Below are 19,445 nucleotides of genomic sequence, written 5' to 3'. Positions count from 1 at the left end.
GGGTGACATTACATCCGGCTGTTTTTGTCGAAAAATTCTTGCTGCTTTTACCCTCTATTTGACAAATTCCTGAAATGAGCCCCTTTATAATAATTATGAAAAGGATGATGCCAATGCATTATGAACTGTATGTTGACAGTCTGTTCATCATTAATTTTGTGATGAACCTGTATCTATTAATATTGGTGGACCGAAGTACCATTCGCGCTGCCTCACCGGGGAGACTTGCGGCGGGAGCGGCTGTGGGAGCCGCAGGTTATCTGCTGCCCTTTTTCTGGACGGCTTCCGGCATATTGAAGCTGGTGGCGGGAATCTGCGTGGGGACAGCGGGAATGCTCTGTGTCACATTCCCTGTGAGGAGCCTGAGAATGTTTCTGAAGCTGCTGGAGAGACTGCTTCTGTATTCTTTTGGAATGGGAGGAATACTGCTTTTTCTCATCAGGAGTCTGAAACCGGCCAGAGAAGTGCTGACAGGAGCTCTGGGAATTCTGGGAGCAGGTGGAATTGCATTTTTGATTCTGCGCCGGTTTCGGTTCGGGCTTAAGACGAAGGATTTATGTACAGCTACCCTGTGCAGGAATGGAATCCGGGTGAAAGCGGTGGGACTGATGGACTCCGGCAACAGCCTGATGGAACCAATCAGCGGCAAACCTGTCTGTGTGGTGGGAAAATCGCTGTTCGAGAGACTCTGGGGGGAGGATACGGGTGGATTCAGAGTGATTCCCTATCACAGTATCGGGAAGAAGAGAGGAATCATGAGGGGGTATCTTCTGCCTGAGCTGGAACTGGATACAGAAGGAATGAGACTGAAATTTAAGGATGTATACATAGCTGTCAGCGATGAGGAGGTTTCCCGCACAGATGGTGCAGAGGTGGAATCCGTGGAAATAATTATAAATCCCGGACTTTTTGAGAAAAATCATAAAACGGGAGCCGTGGAAGCGGCAGATTGAGAGGCGTAATGATTCTGAAGGTAATGCTACCGGGCAAAATGCAATTCAAAATGATTCGCAGGGACAGTCTGTTCCTGCATAAAAAAGGTGAAATTCATTACATCGGTGGAGCCGAAGTGCTGCCGCCGCCGCTGGAAGTAGAGAAGGAAAGTCAGGTGATCAGTGACCTGGGAACGGAATATGACGATGAGGCGAAAGCCATTCTGATTGAACATAACCTGCGGCTGGTGGTTTACATAGCTAAAAAATTTGATAATACGGGGGTGGGGGTGGAGGATTTGATTTCCATAGGAACCATAGGATTGATCAAGTCAATCAATACCTTTAAACCCGATAAGAATATCAAGCTGGCAACCTATGCCTCCAGATGCATTGAAAATGAGATTCTGATGTATCTGCGGAGGAACAACAAGACGAAACTGGAGGTCTCCATTGACGAACCGCTGAATGTGGACTGGGACGGAAATGAACTGCTTCTCTCTGATATTCTGGGAACCGACGAGGATGTGATTTACCGGGATATGGAAAATGAAGCGGAGCGGAAGCTGCTTCTGGGCGCAATCAGCAAGCTTTCGGAGCGGGAGAAGAAGATTATCAATCTGCGCTTTGGACTGGGAACCAGGGATGGCGAGGAGATGACCCAAAAGGAGGTGGCCTCTCTGCTTGGCATATCTCAGTCCTATATATCCAGGCTGGAGAAGAAAATCATGCGCCAGCTGAAAAAAGAGATGAGTAACAATATTTAACCTATGCAAAAGAAATAAAATAGGATATAATGTTCGTGAACAGAAGAGTCGGGCGGACAGATAACAGAGGTACGAACGTGATTCAACGTGATGATATACTGTCGATGGAATTTCTGAAGAAGACAGAATTTACAGGGTGCCATTATGGGATGCGCTATCGCCTGGAAGGTGTCAGTGACGACGGGGCAGGGAGAAAGCTGCGCTGCACCATATGGCCGGACCCTTTTAATTTTTATAAGACACCGGAGGAAAAGAAAGAGACTGCGGAATTTTCATTTGCGGAGGACGGTGTGGTAGAGGCCGTTGCGTGGATGAACGGCAGGTTTTTGGCGGAGAAGGATAAATGGGAGCATTCGGGGGAAGACTGGGACAGCTTTTAATGGGAAGAGTCTGTGACAGGAACTGTGCGTGTGGCGCAGTGGGATTCCCGGGTGTTTCTGCGGAGAAAATAATATGCTTGAATATATATACAGGGACATGTTGTCCATGGTGCGTTTTCTGCCTTACGGTCTGGTGCTGGGCGGGGTTGTTTTTGCTGTCTTTTTCCGGACCATGAATAAGATCAGAAAGCGCGGGGGGAAAGGACCGGCTGCAATGCTGCCGGTAGCCGCTTTCGGCACCTATCTTTCACTGATGCTTGTCATCACTTTTCTGTCCAGAGAAAGCGGCAGCGGCGGGGATGGAATCGATTTGGAGTTGTTTTCCACATGGGGGATTAATGACAGAAACAATGCTTTTGTGGTGGAAAATGTGTTGCTGTTTATTCCCTATGGAATTCTGGGGCCCTGGGCGATCGAAAGGCTCAGGCGCTTCTGGAGCTGCGTGCTTCTGGGGGCTGTCACCAGCCTGACCATCGAAACCTTACAGCTGGTCACGGAGAGAGGATATTTCCAGATAGATGATATCCTGACCAATACTTTGGGGACGGCTGTGGGATTTCTTGTCTGGCGCCTGTTTTTTCGTGGCAAAAGATAGGCGTTAGGCTGTGAGATAGGCACGCATGCTGCGCAGAGCGTTTTTTTCCAGCCGAGATACCTGTGCCTGAGAGATGCCGATGCTTTCCGCCACCTCCATCTGTGTTTTGCCTTCGAAAAAGCGCAGAGAAATGATTTCATGTTCTCTGGTATTCAGACGTTTCATGGCCTCGCTGAGGGAGAGATGTTCCACCCAGGTCTCTTCCTTATTTTTTTTATCGCTGATCTGGTCCATGACATAGAGCGTATCGCCGCCGTCGGTGACAATGGGCTCATAGAGGCTTAAGGGATTCTGGATGGCATCCAGCGCGTAAGCGATATCTTCTTTGGAGATACCGATTTCCGAGGCAATCTCTTCCATGGAGGGCTCCTTCAGATTTTTCCTGGTCAGAGAATCCTTTGCGTAGATTGCCTTATAGGCAGTGTCTTTCAGGGAACGGGAGACACGCATGGTGCTGTTGTCGCGCAGAAAACGACGGATTTCACCGATAATCATGGGCACGGCATAAGTGGAAAATTTTACATTCAGTGAAGTATCAAAATTGTCGATTGCCTTGATGAGTCCGATACATCCTATCTGGAACAGGTCGTCCACATTCTCATTGCTGGAGGAAAAGCGTTTGATTACGCTTAAAACCAGCCTGAGGTTTCCCTCGATATATGCTTCCCTTGCCTTTTCGTCGCCGGCTTCAATCTGCCGGAAAAGAGCTTCCTTTTCTTCTGATTTCAGCAGCGGAAGCTTTGAGGTGTTTACTCCGCAGATTTCCACTTTTCCCTGTGTCATTTCCTTCCTCGTTTCTGCACGGATATCGTGCTTATGATGCAGCAGTTCAGTTACGGCACCGCGGGATGTCTGAATGACAGTGCGGCTGTCACCGTGTAATGCTATAGTGGTAGTATGTGCCTGAAGACGAAAAATATTCTTTGTGGAGAATTTTTATTGGAGAGGTACTCATTTGAGGAGAAGCCGCATATTTCTAATAATAAGAGCATAAAAAAGGGGAGGCATTCGGGATGCTTTTTTCCGAATTGAAATGTAAGGATGTCATCAATATAAAGGACTGCAGAAAGCTGGGGAGGGTATGTGACCTGGAATTCGACCCCTGCAGCGGCTGTATCTGTAAGATTATGGTACCGGGCTGCAATAAGCTTCTGGGATTCTTAAACTGTGAACCGAATATCGTGATTCCCTTCAGGGATATCAAACAGATTGGGCCGGATATTATTCTCGTTGACATTCACTGCTGAATATGGTACGTTAAATGAAAATGACGTAAAGTGGCAGGGAAAGCGCATCGCAGCTGTTTGGAAATGCCGTCGAACTGCTGCAGCGGATAGTACAGATGGAGAAGAAACAGTATGAAATGTCCTTTTTGCAGCCATGAGAATACCAGAGTAATTGATTCCAGACCCACGGAAGACAATAATTCCATCCGCCGTCGCAGGGCCTGTGACGAATGCGGAAAGCGTTTTACCACGTATGAGAAGATTGAGACCATTCCGCTGATTATCATTAAGAAAGACGAGAACAGGGAAACCTATGACAGGGCGAAAATCGAGGGTGGCCTGCTGCGGGCCTGCCATAAGAGACCGGTCAGCGCCCAGCAGATTACCATGCTGGTGGATGATGTGGAGAATGAGATTTTCAGCAGGGAGGACAAGGAGATTTCCAGCCAGGTCATCGGCGAACTGTTGATGAACAAGCTGAAGGATCTGGATGCAGTGGCCTATGTGCGTTTTGCGTCCGTGTACAGGGAGTTCAAGGATGTGAATACTTTTGTGGATGAGCTGAAGAAGATGCTGGAGTAGAGCATTTTGAGAACAATATAAACAGGGTTTTTGGAGCCGGTGTATTCCTGACAGAAATGCAGATGCAATACATCGGCTCTTTTGGTGTTCTAATTGCAGAAGTGTCGGGCGCTTTTGTGGGCTTTCTTCAGAAATCTGTTCAGACAGCCCAGATAAAGGATACCCAGGGCCAGCTGACTGACCAGGAGCCCCCAGAGATAGCCTGTGATGCCGAAACGGGGCACAGCCAGGAAGACGAATCCCAGACGTACCAATAGACAGAGGACATTTATGACGAAAATGTGCCCTGCCAGTCCCAGACCCTGCAGAATGCTGGACAGGGTAGTATCCAGATAGAGAAAGGGGCAGATGAAGCCTAGGGTGGTAATGAAATAACCTGCCAGAGGGCTGTCGAAAAGTGTGGTTCCCGCCCAACGCCCCAGCGAAACGAAAACGCCCATGCAGCATATTCCCATGAGGCCGCAGTATTTTATGGTCCGGAGAGTTGCCTTTTTCACCGCATCCATGTTGCCCAGAGCATAATTCTCCGATATGATGGGCAGAAGCAGAACGGCCACAGAGCCGGTCAGGGCGTTGGGGAAATAGATAAAGGGCATGGCCATACCGGTGAAGACGCCGTATACGCTGAGGGCGGTTATGGTGTCATAGCCGTAATGCTTCAGCTGTGTGGGAATGGACACAGATTCGATGCTCTGCAGGAAGTTCAGTACAATACGGTTTGCGGTCAGGGGCAGCGCCATGGCCAACAGCTTTCCGTACAGAATCTGGCCGGATGAGGAGGAAGGCGGGAGGAAACCCTGTGCCTGACGCAGGAGAGCCCCTTTTTTCCAGAGAGGAAAACCATAGGGGGATATGGCGGCGATTGTCAGGAACATGGAGAACAATTCTCCCACGGTCAGGCCCAGTACGGCCACATTGATGGAAAGTGCTCTGCCCTGGGCGAGGAACCAGGCAGATACTATGTATACACAGCCCACCCTGGTTGCCTGCTCCAGGAGTTGTGCACCGGCAGGAATTCCGGCTTTTTTGATGCCGTAAAAATAACCGTTGATACAGGAATGCACTGCGGCAAATGGCACGGAAAAGGATAGAATGCGCAGCATGGAAGCAGTGCGGGGCTCTCGCAGCAGATTTGCGGAAATGAAATCTGCAAAAAAGAAGAGAGCGGCGTTACAGACCAGGGACAGAGGCAGGGAAATGCTTAAACCTGCCGCAAGCGGCCGCAGAGAAGGCCTTTTCCGGGTGGCAGTCTGTTCCGCCACCAGCTTGGAAATGGCGGTCTGATAGCCGGCTGCCGTGAGGGAAAAGGAGAGAGACAGCACCGGACTGAGCAGCTGATAAATCCCCATGCCTTCTTCGCCGAACAGACGGGAGAGATAGATACGGTACAGGAAGCCGATGAGTCTGCTGATGATGCCTGTGACGGTGAGGATAAAAGTTCCCACAATCAGGGGATGTTTCGTTCTGGTTTTCATGGATGTCGGGGTACCTTTTCGGTGAACTGTCGATTTACCCTATTATATTCCGGAAGTCCAATTGACAGAACATGGGGCGGGTGATATACTTGCACTGAATTTTCACGATAAGCTTCCGGGCGTCAGGCCGCACTGCCACAGACGGAGAGGAAGCTAAAAAGGAGAAAAGGAAGATGATATATCTGGACAATGCCGCCACCACCAGGACGGCGCCGGAGGTGGTAGAAGCCATGCTGCCCTTTTATACGGAAAATTACGGTAATCCCAGCGCCGTGTATTCTCTTGGGAGCGCAGGGAAAAAGGCTGTAAACGAAGCCAGGAGGACGATTGCCGCCGCCATAGGAGCGAGTCAGGAGGAAATCTATTTTACCGCCGGAGGGACGGAGGCGGACAACTGGGCGTTGAAGGCGGCTGCGGAGAGCTGTCGCACAAAAGGGAGACATATCATTACCACGAAGATAGAACATCATGCAATTCTTCATACCTGTCAGTATCTGGAGGAAAAAGGGTATGAGGTAACCTATCTGGACGTAGACAGGGAAGGCATGGTTAAAGTGGATAAGCTGAAAGCGGCCATTCGGCCTGATACCATTCTGATCAGTGTCATGGCTGCCAACAATGAGATCGGTACCCTTGAACCTGTTGAAGAAATCGGAGCCATTGCCAGGGAGAAAGGGATACTGTTCCACACGGATGCCGTCCAGGCTCTGGGGCAGATTCCGCTGGACGTGGAAGCGCTGAAGGTGGATATGCTCAGCGCCAGTGCACACAAGCTGAACGGCCCAAAGGGAGTGGGAATGCTTTACATTCGCGGAAGAACAGAGCTTCTTCCGCTGATTCACGGCGGCGCGCAGGAGAGAAGGCGGAGAGCCGGCACGGAAAATGTTCCCGGGATTGTGGGATTCGGCGCCGCAGTCAGAAGGGCCATGGAGAGGATGGAGGAAAAAGCGGAGAAAGAACGTGTGCTCAGGGATTACCTGATAAAGCGCATCGAGGAGGAGATACCCTGCTGCAGACTGAACGGACACAGAGAAAGGCGGCTGCCCGGAAATGTGAACTTTTCGTTTCGCTTTGTGGAGGGAGAGGCCCTTGTACTGACTCTCGGGCTGAAGGGAATCTGCGCTTCCAGCGGTTCGGCCTGTACCTCGGGAGAGACAGACCCTTCCCATGTGCTTCGGGCGATTGGCCTGGATGATGAAGAGGCAGGAGGTTCCCTGCGGATGACACTTTCGGAGGAGAACACCAGGGAGGAGATAGAGACAGCGGCAGACCGGCTGAAGGAAACGGTACAGAAGCTCCGGGAGATGAATTATCGGTATAAGGCGTTTCTGAAAGAGATGGGAAAGAGCGACCAGTGAAATCATATTGGGAGGACGGGAGTTCATGGAGAATGGAGAAGGGACACCGGGAGCTGAAATACAGGGAAATTACCGGCTGCTGGTGGTGGAAGATGACGCTGTCATCGCCGAAGAAGTGAAAAAGAATCTGGAAAAATGGGGATATGAAGTGCATTGTGTGGAGGATTTCCGCAATGTGCTGGGGGCGTTTGCTGCCTGCGCACCACAGCTGGTGCTGATGGATATCGGTCTGCCTTTTTTTAACGGATATTACTGGTGTGCGCAGATCCGGCAGATTTCTCAGGTGCCGATTATTTTTGTGTCTTCTGCCGGAGACAATATGAATATTGTCATGGCTGTGAATATGGGCGGGGATGATTTTGTGGTGAAGCCTTTTGAGGCGGAAGTTCTGGCGGCAAAGGTCCAGGCAATGCTCCGGCGTACCTATACGTTCAGAGAACAGACCAGTGTGATGGAATATCAGGGGCTGATTCTTGACTTGGCGGACGCCTCTGTGCTTGTACAGGGACAGAAGGTGGAGCTGACCAAAAATGAGTTCAGGATTTTACAGATTTTATTTGAAAATATACAGAAAACCGTATCCCGGGAAGCGATTATGAAACGTCTCTGGGATAATGACTGTTTTGTGGATGACAATACTCTGACCGTGAATATGACGAGACTTCGGAAGAAGCTTGAGGGGGCAGGAGCCGGCGCGCTGATACAGACGAAAAAGGGACTTGGATACAGAATCGGAGAGACATAGATGAGATTGTGGGTTCGATATTTACGGGAAAAAAGGAACAATGTGATTGTGTATCTGACTACTGTGTTCTTCTTCGTGACTGTGGGAAGCCTGTATCATATCGAGAATCTGGAGAAGCTTCTGTACGCGGCCCTTCTGACGTTTGTGATCTGGGCTGCGGTCAGCCTTCGGCAGGGAATCAGGTATGTGCGGCGAAGCGCAAAGCTGGAGGAAGCATTCCGGTACTTTGAAGAGACCGGGGAATTGCCCGGGAAGATGCAGATGCGGGCGTTCGATTCGGTGTCGGAGGGGATTGAGGATGCGGAAAGTTTTCAGGAGGCACAGGAACGATTTTTATCCCTGGTTTATGAGAGCAAGGCGGCAGAACGGCAGCGGTGGGAAGAGAGCGCATCGGAATCCCGGGATTACTATATGATGTGGACTCACCAGATTAAGACACCGATTGCCGCCATGAAGCTGCTTTTTGACCGGGTGAATCTGCAGGACAGGGATACATTTCTGATGAAAGAAGAGCTGTTCAAGATAGAGCAGTATGTGGAGATGGTGCTGACCTTTCAGCGGCTGGGAGGGATCTCTTCCGACCTGGTTCTGACAGAGTATGCCCTGGACGCTCTGGTGAGACAGTCTGTGAAAAAATATTCTGTGCTTTTCATCAATAAAGGGCTGGCACTGGAACTGGGAGAAATGGATTTCAGAGTTGTGACAGATGAAAAGTGGTTCATTTTCTGCCTGGAGCAGCTTTTGTCCAACAGTATCAAGTATACCGGGGCGGGAGGAATAAGCATCCGGGCGGAGGAGGCGGAGGCAGGCTGTGTGAGGCTTTTTATCAAAGATACAGGTATCGGCATTCGCGCCGAGGATCTGCCCAGGATTTTTGAGAAAGGGTTTACGGGGTATAATGGACGCCTGGACAAAAGGTCCACCGGAATCGGGCTGTATCTGTGTCGTCGGATTTTCGACCATCTGGGAATCGGCGTCTGGGTGGAAAGCCGGGAAGGAGAGGGCACAGAAGTGGCGCTGAGAATCCCGGGACCTTCAAAACGGAATCTCAGATAAAGTTAAAAATCGTAAAACAGCAGAAAGGGAGCGTGAATAAGATGAGCAGACAATTAAGCAGTGAAGTAAAACAGGCTCTGCAGGACATTTATTACAATGAGCGGACAGGAAGAGGAAGGGCGGCATTTGCCCTTTTGGAGAGAGCTTCCGCCGAAGGGGACGGAGACGCCAGCTGTGTGCTGGCCAGATGCCTGTGCGGTTATCAGTATGTGTGGAAGGGACACGGATTCCCCGAGGATGACGACCGTGCTGTGGAGCTGCTGCACAAATCTGTGGAGCAGGGAAGTGCACTGGGGGTGCTGGTGGCTCTGCGCACAGGGGAGCTGCCGCCTGAAGTGGAGAAGAAAATGCCTTTCGCCAGTCTGGAAGAGGCTTTTGAGGAGGCGTTGGAACTTGCCGAATCGGGAGATGCTTTCAGCCAGTATGTGGTGGCCAATTCCTATTTCTGGTGGGATTTTCTGAGAATCCAGAACAGGGACAGAAGTTCCTTTCCTGACCAGGCTTCCTATAAGGCATATCTGAAGGAGAATATTTCCAAATGTGAGGACTGGTTCTGGAAGGCTTTTCGCGGTGGCGTCTATTTTGCCGCCAACAATCTGAATCGCTATTACACGCAGGGGGATGAGGATATCATTGCACCCAGACCGGAGAAGGCGAGAGACCTCTGGAAAACCGGCGCGGAGTACGGCCATCCCATTCATCAGGCCATCTATGCGGAGGAACTGGAGGAGGCCGGAAGGAAGGAGGAGGCACTTCATTGGTTTAAGGAGGCGGCAGAGGGCGGCAATCCGGGTTCCTGGACCGATGTGGGACGCTGCTATTACGAGGGAATCGGCGCAGAGAAAGACGAAGCGTATGCGGTGAAGTGCTTTGAGAAAGACATTCCAGGCGGTAATGTCAGGGCATATAATCTTCTGGGAAAAGCATATTTTTATGGGAAAGGGGTTCCCCAGGATTACGTGAAAGCTTACGAGCTGATGTCCTTTGCCCATGACGGAGGCAGTAATTGGGGTGTATTCTATCTGGCAAAGCTCAGCTTTTATGGCTGGGGTACCAGGCAGGACTATAGTCAGGCGCTTCGTTTTCTGAATGAAATGAACTGGAATTACTGGGAAGCGGACTACCTGCGGGGAATGATCTATGGACAGGGCCTGGGAGTCGCTGTGGATATTCCAAAAGCTATTGCCTGCCTGCAGAAGGCAGGCGACCACCCAGAAGTGAAGGAGGAGCTTCGGCATTATAAGAAGAGTTTTTTCGGAAAATGGAGTCGGCGGTAGAAGCGGCGATTGGCAAACTTAAAAAGCACATTTCCGGGAAGCATTCTTCCAGACAGTCTGTTTCATCCGGACTGGAATACCAGCTTGTGACAGCTTTTGGAAGAAATAGAAGTATGACAATTCGGACAGATTGCCCAATTGTTATATAAAAAGTCCCTCATACTCAGAAATAGCCTAAGCGATTTTATTGGAGTATGAGGGATTTCTTCTTTGATTATAGAAATGAATTTATGACCTGTCAGGAAGATTTGATTTATTCCTTTATTCTGTCAAGTTCGGCAAGACTGACACCCAGACTCGATAAAGTGACCTTTAGCTCGATATACCGTCTGTACATCGACAGATAAGTATCAGGAGCAACTTCCTTGATGGGTATCATCCAATCCTGTAATCTGGAAAACTCTGTAATGTAATCTTTTATGATGTCTGCGCCACTTGGCATATACTCACCTGCTTTCTGAAAATCGGGTTTACAAGTATCCTTCTTATTATAATAATTGCTGCTCAATATTTTTTGAGGAGCTATTATTATTATAGCAATCGTTTCCTGAAGTGTAAAGCATTTGTTTAACATGAAATGTGCTCCTGTCATTATAAGAAAAGAGGAAATATAACCAACCTTACAAAACCGTAAGCTTAAAAGCACAAAATGTAAGACACTTCGATTGCAGGGAAGTATCTTTTTCTGTATGCTATAGATACAGTTACAGCAAAGCTGTCGCCGGCATGGCAGCTCAGGCAGAATCTGGCCAGTGCCGGCAGTAAAACGACAGAAAACGAAAATGCAGGAGGAGGCTTAAAATGGCATTACTGGAAGTAAGAAATCTGAAAAAAATATATACCACCCGCCTGGGAGGGAATAAAGTTCAGGCGCTGGACAACGTAAATTTTACTGTGGAACAGGGAGAATATGTTGCAATCATGGGAGAGTCCGGCTCGGGGAAAACCACGCTTCTGAACATCATGGCGTCTCTGGACAGACCTACTGCCGGGGTGGTCACGCTGGCAGGCAAGAACATGGCGGATATCCGACAGAAAGAGCTGTGTGCGTTCCGTCGGGATAATCTGGGATTTGTCTTCCAGGATTTCAATCTGCTGGATACGCTGTCACTGAAGGATAATATCTTACTTCCGCTGGTACTGGCCGGATGTGACTGGCACAGCATGGAGGAAAGAGTGAAGCCTCTGGCGGCAAAGCTTGATATTGCGGATCTTCTGGAAAAATATCCCTATGAAGTATCCGGCGGTCAGAAGCAGCGCACAGCGGTGGCCAGAGCGCTGATCACCAGGCCGCAGCTGGTGCTGGCCGACGAGCCAACCGGGGCGCTGGATTCCAAAGCAAGCGACAAACTGCTGCGCATTTTTGCCCGGGTAAATGAGGATGGCCAGACCATACTGATGGTGACTCACAGCATTCAGGCGGCAAGCCGCGCGGGAAGAGTGATGTTTATCAAGGATGGCTGTGTGTTTAATCAGATTTATCGGGGCAGACTCAGTGATGAGGAAATGTATCGGAAGATATCGGACACGCTGACGATTCTTCATACGGAAAAAACAGACACGGCAGAGGATTGAAGAAGGAGTGAGGAAAAATGAAGAAATATATGTTACTTCTGCCTCGTATGGCGGCAACTAATATTCGGAAAAACGGTTCTGTATATTTCCCTTACATGGGAGCAGGCATTTTCGCCATGTTTACTTATTTTGTATTTGATTTGATTCTGAAGAATGATGTCATGCGGACACTTCCCAAAGGGGTATATGCATTGATGCTGGTACAGATTGGCTTCGGGCTGCTTGGACTGATTATGATTCCCTTTCTCTATTATACCAACAGTTTTCTTATCAAACGGCGGAAGAGAGAGCTGGGGTTATACAGCATACTGGGACTGGAAAAGAAGCATATCGGTATCATGATGTTTTGGGAGAGTCTGATAATATATGCTATTGTGCTTGTGGGTGCAATTGGGCTGGGACTTGTATTTTCACGACTGATTTTTCTGCTGCTTCTGAATCTGGCGAAAATGTCTGTGGATGTGAAGTTTTCCATAAGCTTCCGGGCAATCGCGGACACTGTAATTTTCTATGCTTTCATCATGGGACTGAACCTGTCTGTGAATCTGGTTCAGGTGGGGAGAGCAAATCCCGTGGAGCTGATGGGAGATTCCAGAAAAGGAGAGAGGGAACCCCGCTGGATTGGACTCTGGAGTATCGTGGGGCTGGCTGCCATGATACTGGGATATCGGATGGCCATGGAGGCAAAGCTGGACAGCGGAATATTTATAAATTTCTTTCTGGCGGTTTTCCTGGTTATTTTGGGGACTTACTTTCTGTTTACCTCAGGCAGTATCGCGGTGCTGCGCTTTTTTAAGAAGAGAAAGGGATTTTATTACCGTTCGGAGAATTTTATTACGGTATCAGGGATGCTTTACCGAATGAAGAAAAATGCTGCCAGTCTGTCCAATATCTGTGTTTTTTCCACTATGGTCATCATCACTGTGGTCTGCACAGTGGCAGTTTATCTGGGGATGGAATCTATTGTGACCTCGAATTTTAACAGAGAATTTGAAGTGAATTTTTTCGGCAGAGGAGAAGTGGACAGAAATGCCCTGCGGCAGGAGACGGCGGAGCTGGCCGCAAGGCATGGGGTAGTGCTGGAAGAAGAGATGGAGTATTCCTTTGTGGAGGCAAGAGCATACCAGAAGGAAGATGCATTTCAGACAGAAGCTCCCGATGAGTATGCAAAGCGGAAACAATTATATATGATGACGGTGGAAGAATATAATCTGCTGGAGAATGCACAGAAAAGTCTCCGGCCAAAGGAGGTCATGATTTTCTCCTCCGGAGCAGATTATGCCAATGAAACAGTTTCTTTCGGAGATATGGAGTATGCTGTGAAAGAGGAACTGTATGAAAGCAGAATCAGGCAAAAGCATTCCAACAACACGTTTGAGTGGACTTATTGTATTGTGTTTGCAGACCAGGCGCAGCTGCAGGAGGTGAGTTCGCTGTTTGGTATAAACAGCCTCGAACAGATGTCATATCAATATGGCTTCTGCCCGGAAGGCAGGAAAGCGGACATAGATGCTTTTTCCCGGGAACTTGAGACACAGGTGTCCGCTCTGCCGGATTTTGCCGAATATGTGGACCGCAGGCAGTGGATGGAGGAGCAAGAGAGCATGTATGGAGGCCTGCTGTTTATAGGGATATTCTTCGGCGCCATTTTCCTGATTTGTCTGCTGATCATCATGTACTATAAGCAGATAACAGAAGGCTTTGAAGATCAGAAGAATTTTGAGATTATGCAGCAGGTGGGAATGGGGGACGGAGAAATCCGCCGTACCATCAGAAAGCAGATCAGCATGGTGTTTGGCCTGCCGCTGTTGGGGGCAATGTGTCATACCGCAGTGGGGATGCGCATGGTGTATATGCTGATGGGGGCTATCGGATTCTTTGAGACGGGTCTGCTGATGGCCTGCTCTGTGGGAGGCTGTCTGGTGTTTGCGCTGGTGTACAGTCTGTCCTACAGGAGGACTTCCACGGCATACTACAGAATTGTGAGGAAGATGGAGAATAACGCCTGAAGACAACCGCAGGACAGAGCACCGGATGACAGTGCCGCCTTTCTCCTTGACATGCATTTATCATTGGTATATTATAGACGGGACTGTTACGGTCAAACTGTGAAAACAGAGGTAAATGCAGCTGGGGGAGGGAGATTATGAGAAAGTACGACATGCTTAAGGACTCACCGGGAAAGTCTCTGTTTTTCTTCGCACTGCCCATGATTATGGGAAATCTGTTCCAGCAGTTTTACAATATGGTGGATTCCATGATCGTGGGACAGTGTGTGGGCGAGGCGGCTCTGGCGGCAGTGGGAGCTTCCTATTCTCTGACCACTGTATTCATTATGATTGCCATAGGCGGGGGAATCGGTGCTTCGGTGATTACGTCTCAATATCTGGGGGCCGGAGAATATGGCAGAATGAGGACTTCCGTATACACGGCGCTGCTTAGCTTTGCGGTGGTGAGTGTGGTGCTGGGTATATTTGGATTCGGCATGTGCAGGCAGATTCTCACTGCTTTGAACACTCCGCCGAACATACTGGCGGATGCCGTGCTGTATCTGCGTATCTATTTTGTCGGTCTGCCTTTCTTATTTATGTACAATGTGCTTTCGGCGGTGTTCAATGCGCTGGGAGATTCGAAGACACCTCTGTATCTGCTGATTTTTTCTTCCATATTGAATGTATTTCTGGACCTGCTCACGGTGCTTGCCTTTCATATGGGTGTGGCAGGTGTGGCCATAGCCACAGTGATTGCCCAGGGTCTGTCGGCGGTAATTTCTTTTCTGCTGCTGATGAAGAAGCTGGGCAGGTTTGAAGAGATAAAATCAGAAGAAATCCGGGAACAAAACGGGGAAAAAGAAAGGAAGATTCTCTACAGCCCCGAAATGTTGGGAAGCATGGTGAAAATCGCTGTTCCTTCCATGCTGCAGCAGTCCATTGTCTCTGTTGGAATGCTGCTGGTGCAGTCTGTGGTAAACGGCTTCGGCTCCTCGGTTCTGGCAGGTTATACTTCGGGGATGCGGATTGAATCCATCTGTATCGTACCCATGATTGCCACGGGAAATGCCATGTCCACCTTTACGGCTCAGAATCTTGGTGCCGGGAACCCGGAGCGGGTGAAAAAAGGGTACAAAACAGCTTATGCAATTGTATTTGGCTTTGCTCTGCTGATCCTGACTGTGCTGAGCCTGTTTCACACCCGGATTATCGCCGTGTTTATTGAGGAGGGCAAAGCCTTTGCCACAGGAGATACTTATCTGACCTTTATCCGTTTCTTCTTTGTATTGATTGGGATAAAAGCCATCACGGACGGCGTGCTCAAAGGAGCCGGTGATGTGGGAGTATTTACCCTGGCGAATCTGGTCAATCTGGGAATCAGAGTGTTCGTCTCCTTCCGCTTTGCGGAGAGCTGGGGGGTGGAAGCCGTGTGGTATGCGGTTCCCATGGGATGGGCGATCAATTACATCATATCCTTCCTCTGGCTTCTGACCGGGAGATGGAGCAGAAAGCGTATCATCAGGCATGGGCAAAATGATGAGACATAATACGCAATGTGCCCCATGCCTTTGTCTGCCGCCTGTTCCGGGGAAGGCAGACCCGGATTTCAGCTGGCAGTCAGCACCCAGCTTTTGAACCATCTGAGGCAGTCAGCCACAAATGCTGCCTCCACAGGCTGCCCCGCCAGCACAGGATAGAACAGTCCGAAAAGAGCCAGGGCCACCCCGCCGTACAGGATAATGGCCACAGAAAACGCCGGTCCGGGAACCTTCTTTTTCCATTGTATAAAGCTGTAGCCGATCATCAGTACCACGAATACCACACTGGGAAAATAGTGGTAGATAAATGTGACGCGGGTCACGAAGAACCAGGGCAGATACTGCGCCAGATAGCCTGTAACCAGGAAGGCGGCAGTGGTGTCCTTTTTCTTTGCCCACAGATAAAGCATATGGAAGAAGGCCGGAATACCGGCCCACCATACCGCCGGATTCCCGAAGGCGCTGATACCCTCCCGCAGCCCCCCGTTCGCGGTCTGAGAGACAATGCGGGAATAATACCATATGGGGCGCCTGATGATTGGCCATTCATACCAGACAGAGGAATAGGGATGGACAGATTCCAGGTTGCTGTGGTAGCCGAACATGGTAGTCTGATTATGCAGCATTCTGGCCAGAAGTCCTCTTTCCGCGTAATCCTGAAAAGGAAGGTAAGACAGCAGGTAGATGACAGCCGGCAGAAGGACGAAGAATACCAGACAGAACAAAATGGTATTCCCGGCACAGGGAAGAAATCTGTCGATTATCTGTCTGTGGGAAATTCCGTTGCTGCTGCTGTCAGGATTCTTTTTTGCGTGAAAATATTCACGATATCTTCTGTACAGTGAAGAGAAAAAGATTATGGCAAGTCCGCACCCGGCATATACTCCTGTCCACTTGGAAGCTATGCCCAGGCCCATGCAGATACCGCAGGCTCCCAGAGGGAGCAGCGTCTTCTTCAGAGGGATATCATAAAAGCTCAGGCAGGCATAGTTGTACATAAAATAATACATGAGCAGAACGAAAAAGGTAATGTATACATCAATGGTGGCAATCCTGGTCTGTGTAAAATGCATGAAGTCAAAGGCAAACAGCACACAGACCAGAGCTGCAGGCAAAGTATCCTTCAGGAGACGGCGGGCAAAGAGATAGATAACCGGCACCATGACAATGCCCAGCAGAGCACCTGCAATCCGCCAGCCAAAAGGGTTCATACCAAACAGAGCCACGCCCAGAGCTATGAGAATTTTCCCCATGGGGGGATGGGTATTCTCATAGGAGGTGAGCCCGTGCAGAAACTCATAGGCAGTGCGCCCATGATAGATTTCGTCAAAATACATACTGTTTCGGAAGCTGCTTTCTGCGGGATGCAGGGATGCTTCATCGAACAGCGCAGGATAATCCGAAGCGTTGACCGGAACAAGGATTTCTCCCTGTTCATCCAGAAAAGTAAATTCCAGCAGCGAAGCCTGTGACTCAGTGAGTGTGAACCGAAGCCGGGATACATCGGCCTCCAGTAAAATGTCCTGCCAGGAGAATACATTCTGCAGGGTGATTTCTCCCAGGGATGTCCATTGGCCGGAGGATTCCCATTGGCCCTCCAGAGAAAAGGTTCTGTCGTGCCAGGGGGCAATATAATAGGATAATACAGCAGGGACTTCACCGCCGAAATCCAGTGTCAGAGACTGATTCTGTGTCAGGTCAAGGGCTGTGCCAGGGGCCTTTCGGTCGCCCAGATCATACAGAGCAAAACCACCATAGATTAAGGTAACTGTGAACATGACAAAGATATCCGCTCTGTTCAGAGGAATTCTTTTCCGGGAGGTTTTAACCTGAAAAGGCTGTGGCCTTTTGGGCGTCCCATAAAACGTCCGGGCTGCAGCACACAGGACTCCTGTGCAGACCAGCATGCCTGCGGAAACCAGCAGAATGACAGGCGCTTTCCGGTCATAATTGGCAGGATCATAGAAAAAGAGCACATATGCAGTATTGTAAAAATGCAGAACGGAAAAACCACAGTAGCTGAAGAAGGTAAGCTGCGACGGCTTCTGAATCCAGGCAAGGAGCAGAAGCGGCAGTGCAGAATACAGGTAACGTTCATGCATACGTACGGAGAACATGAAGATACCAACGATCAGCAGGGCGCCCAGAAAGGGATATTTTTCCGAAGTTCTGCGATTCTTCAGGCTGATCAGGAGTACCAGAGCAATCACTGCGGCAATGGCGGCTCCGCCCAGTATACGATAGGGAATCCCCAGAAAGACGGTATCCTGACTGACCCAGTTTAAGCCCAGAAAACCCCAGAAATTACAGGCGTTCACTGCCGCATAGGGATAAGAACCCACTGTGCTGAAATATTGCTTCCACACATTTTCCAGACCGAAAGGAAGACAGAAAAGTACCATACCCACAATTACGGCCAGACCAGGCAGGAGACAACGCATCATTTTCAGCACGACCGTGCCGCAGAGAGAAAGCTTTTTGCTGTCTGCAAAGTGTTCTTTCTCTGCAAAGTGCTTCCCATTGTCCGTGCATGGGAGGGGTGAGCTGATTTTTCTGACACTCGGGGAAAGCAGCTCATCAAAAATGCCTGCTGCCAGCAGAGGCGCAAAAAGCAGCATCTGTGGCTTGATCAGGAGACCTGTGCCGAAGGCGACACAGGCGGAGGGCAGTTTTCTTCTGACAAGACACAGACACAGAAAAATAACGGCCAGAGAGAAGCAGGAATCCACCTGGCCCCAGACGGAAGAATTCAGAATGACAGCAGGATTGAAAAGCCAGGCAGCACAGAGGAAAGGCGCCTGCTGCTTTCGGCCCCTGTGCACAGCCTCCCTGAAAATCAACAGACCACATACCATATCGCACAGTATGGCAGGGAGCTTCAGCAGAATGAGATGAGCTGCGGAATAATACTCTATGCGAAACAGACTTCTCACTGCTCCCACTATCCACAGAACATACATATAGCCGGGAGGATAGTCCGTAAAGACATCAGGAGAATAGAAACCGCCAGGTCCGGTCTGAAAGATTCTGTCCGCCCAGGAGGCAAAGCAAGCCGTGTCGGAACCGAAGCCTTTTGACAGAGAAGCCGCCAGCAGCCGTACGCCCAGAGAAGCAAAGAATAAGAAAAAAAGCAGATATTTGGATATGGTATATTCCCGATTCCGGCGCATTCCCCAATAACAGAATGTCAAAACCAGAATCCCGGAAAGTGCAGACAGGTGAATGAACAGCATAATAGATCCTCCAGTACTGTTAAGTAATATATTTGAAATAACATCCATTCTTCTTTCGCTGTCCTCCTTTTCTCACAGGAGAACAGGACAAATTCTGTCCGAAAATCTGCTGCTCTTTCATTTTGGTTTTGAAGTTAAAAGCATAGAGTTTCCGACAAGAAACGAAAATGACTGACTTGTGCCCCGGAAGCGGCCGGTGAACAGGAATTCTGCAGAGAGGAATTCCCCTGGTGAGAAATTGTTATGCTTTGGACTGATTCTAGCACAGTGGAGGGGGATGTGCAAGCCTTATTTTGAAGAAATTCTGCAAGCCACAATCCTGGGATACTGATGTTGAGCCAGCTCGTGATTCCCGCGATGACCGACAGGGGGTTGCCGCCAGAGGCCGTGATTCCCGCGATGACCGACAGGGGGTTGCCGCCAGAGGCCGTGATTCCCGCGGTGACCGACAGGGGGTTGCCGCCAGAGGCCGTGATTCCCGCGATGACCGACAGGGGGTTGCCGCCAGAGGCCAAGCTTCCTGCAATGACTTACAGGGGGCCTGTCGCTAATGTCCAGATTCCTGCGGCAAGTCAGGGGGAAAGCAAAGGGACGGCAGAGGAGGCCGGAGGCTCTTTCCTCGGCGGGGTAACGCGCCGGTAAACTAAGCCTCAACTTCGACTAAAGCGCGAAAGTACCGCGCTTAAGTCTGCGTAGAGGCTGGATTTTACCTCTG

General features: G+C 49.7%; 17 protein-coding genes. 13 read left to right on the top strand and 4 right to left on the bottom strand.

Translation table 11 applies throughout. The features are described 5' to 3' along the window. Positions 1–113 precede the first annotated feature (113 nt). The 4 genes from NSB25_RS23655 (at position 114) to NSB25_RS23640 (ending at position 2,674) form a co-directional block, all read left to right on the top strand. A complete protein-coding gene (locus NSB25_RS23655; RefSeq protein ID WP_172455259.1) occupies positions 114–953 on the top strand; it encodes a sigma-E processing peptidase SpoIIGA in 840 nt (279 codons plus the stop codon). Positions 954–961: 8 nt separating this feature from the next. After that, positions 962–1,699: an RNA polymerase sporulation sigma factor SigE gene (sigE, locus tag NSB25_RS23650; protein WP_103241893.1), complete on the top strand. Its 738-nt coding sequence runs from the start codon at positions 962–964 to the stop codon at positions 1,697–1,699. A 35-nt stretch (positions 1,700–1,734) separates the two neighbouring features. Beyond that, on the top strand, positions 1,735–2,079 hold the full coding sequence (locus tag NSB25_RS23645; protein WP_146040169.1) for a hypothetical protein: 345 nt from the start codon (positions 1,735–1,737) through the stop codon (positions 2,077–2,079). Between the two features lie 73 nt (positions 2,080–2,152). Continuing rightward, entirely contained in the window at positions 2,153–2,674 is a 522-nt protein-coding gene (locus NSB25_RS23640; protein WP_146040170.1) for a VanZ family protein, read from the top strand. Positions 2,675–2,677: 3 nt separating this feature from the next. Here NSB25_RS23640 and sigG read toward each other — a convergent pair whose 3' ends face one another. Then, entirely contained in the window at positions 2,678–3,457 is a 780-nt protein-coding gene (gene sigG, locus NSB25_RS23635; RefSeq protein ID WP_103241896.1) for an RNA polymerase sporulation sigma factor SigG, read from the bottom strand. A 230-nt stretch (positions 3,458–3,687) separates the two neighbouring features. Between sigG and NSB25_RS23630 the strand changes: the two genes are divergently transcribed. Both NSB25_RS23630 and nrdR read left to right on the top strand, forming a co-directional pair. Further along, positions 3,688–3,921, top strand: coding sequence for a PRC-barrel domain-containing protein (locus NSB25_RS23630; protein WP_103241897.1), 234 nt, complete (start codon positions 3,688–3,690; stop codon positions 3,919–3,921). A gap of 111 nt (positions 3,922–4,032) precedes the next feature. After that, complete coding sequence (gene nrdR, locus NSB25_RS23625) at positions 4,033–4,482, top strand: transcriptional regulator NrdR (RefSeq protein ID WP_103241898.1); 450 nt, start codon at positions 4,033–4,035, stop codon at positions 4,480–4,482. Between the two features lie 89 nt (positions 4,483–4,571). Here nrdR and NSB25_RS23620 read toward each other — a convergent pair whose 3' ends face one another. After that, positions 4,572–5,957 (bottom strand): putative polysaccharide biosynthesis protein, encoded by a 1,386-nt coding sequence (locus tag NSB25_RS23620; RefSeq protein ID WP_103241899.1) that lies wholly within the window; start codon positions 5,955–5,957, stop codon positions 4,572–4,574. 173 nt (positions 5,958–6,130) lie between these two features. On the opposite strand from NSB25_RS23620, the gene nifS reads away from it, so the two are divergent. From nifS to NSB25_RS23600, 4 genes are read left to right on the top strand one after another with little or no spacing between them, the layout of a single operon-like run. Beyond that, positions 6,131–7,315 (top strand): cysteine desulfurase NifS, encoded by a 1,185-nt coding sequence (gene nifS / locus NSB25_RS23615; RefSeq protein ID WP_103241900.1) that lies wholly within the window; start codon positions 6,131–6,133, stop codon positions 7,313–7,315. Between the two features lie 25 nt (positions 7,316–7,340). Beyond that, positions 7,341–8,060, top strand: coding sequence for a response regulator transcription factor (locus NSB25_RS23610; RefSeq protein WP_103241901.1), 720 nt, complete (start codon positions 7,341–7,343; stop codon positions 8,058–8,060). After that, complete coding sequence (locus NSB25_RS23605; RefSeq protein ID WP_103241902.1) at positions 8,061–9,116, top strand: sensor histidine kinase; 1,056 nt, start codon at positions 8,061–8,063, stop codon at positions 9,114–9,116. A 41-nt stretch (positions 9,117–9,157) separates the two neighbouring features. Next, complete coding sequence (locus NSB25_RS23600; protein ID WP_103241903.1) at positions 9,158–10,393, top strand: tetratricopeptide repeat protein; 1,236 nt, start codon at positions 9,158–9,160, stop codon at positions 10,391–10,393. Between the two features lie 253 nt (positions 10,394–10,646). On the opposite strand, the gene NSB25_RS23595 is transcribed toward NSB25_RS23600, so the two are convergent. Next, complete coding sequence (locus NSB25_RS23595) at positions 10,647–10,835, bottom strand: hypothetical protein (protein ID WP_103241913.1); 189 nt, start codon at positions 10,833–10,835, stop codon at positions 10,647–10,649. A 359-nt stretch (positions 10,836–11,194) separates the two neighbouring features. Here NSB25_RS23595 and NSB25_RS23590 point away from each other — a divergent pair, with 359 nt between their 5' ends. The 3 genes from NSB25_RS23590 to NSB25_RS23580 all read left to right on the top strand — a co-directional run bounded on the left by NSB25_RS23590 (position 11,195) and on the right by NSB25_RS23580 (position 15,506). Then, entirely contained in the window at positions 11,195–11,968 is a 774-nt protein-coding gene (locus NSB25_RS23590) for an ABC transporter ATP-binding protein (protein WP_103241904.1), read from the top strand. A gap of 17 nt (positions 11,969–11,985) precedes the next feature. After that, positions 11,986–13,977, top strand: coding sequence for an ABC transporter permease (locus tag NSB25_RS23585; protein WP_103241905.1), 1,992 nt, complete (start codon positions 11,986–11,988; stop codon positions 13,975–13,977). Between the two features lie 137 nt (positions 13,978–14,114). Beyond that, the gene (locus NSB25_RS23580; RefSeq protein WP_103241906.1) at positions 14,115–15,506 is read left to right on the top strand and encodes an MATE family efflux transporter; all 1,392 of its coding nucleotides are present in this window, start codon (positions 14,115–14,117) and stop codon (positions 15,504–15,506) included. Between the two features lie 59 nt (positions 15,507–15,565). On the opposite strand, the gene NSB25_RS23575 is transcribed toward NSB25_RS23580, so the two are convergent. Then, positions 15,566–18,730, bottom strand: coding sequence for a phospholipid carrier-dependent glycosyltransferase (locus NSB25_RS23575; RefSeq protein WP_172455260.1), 3,165 nt, complete (start codon positions 18,728–18,730; stop codon positions 15,566–15,568). Positions 18,731–19,445 lie beyond the last annotated feature (715 nt).

It is taken from the genome of Acetatifactor muris (assembly GCF_024623325.1).
Classification (GTDB): domain Bacteria; phylum Bacillota; class Clostridia; order Lachnospirales; family Lachnospiraceae; genus Acetatifactor; species Acetatifactor muris.
This window is presented reverse-complemented; position numbering and strand designations above follow the sequence as displayed.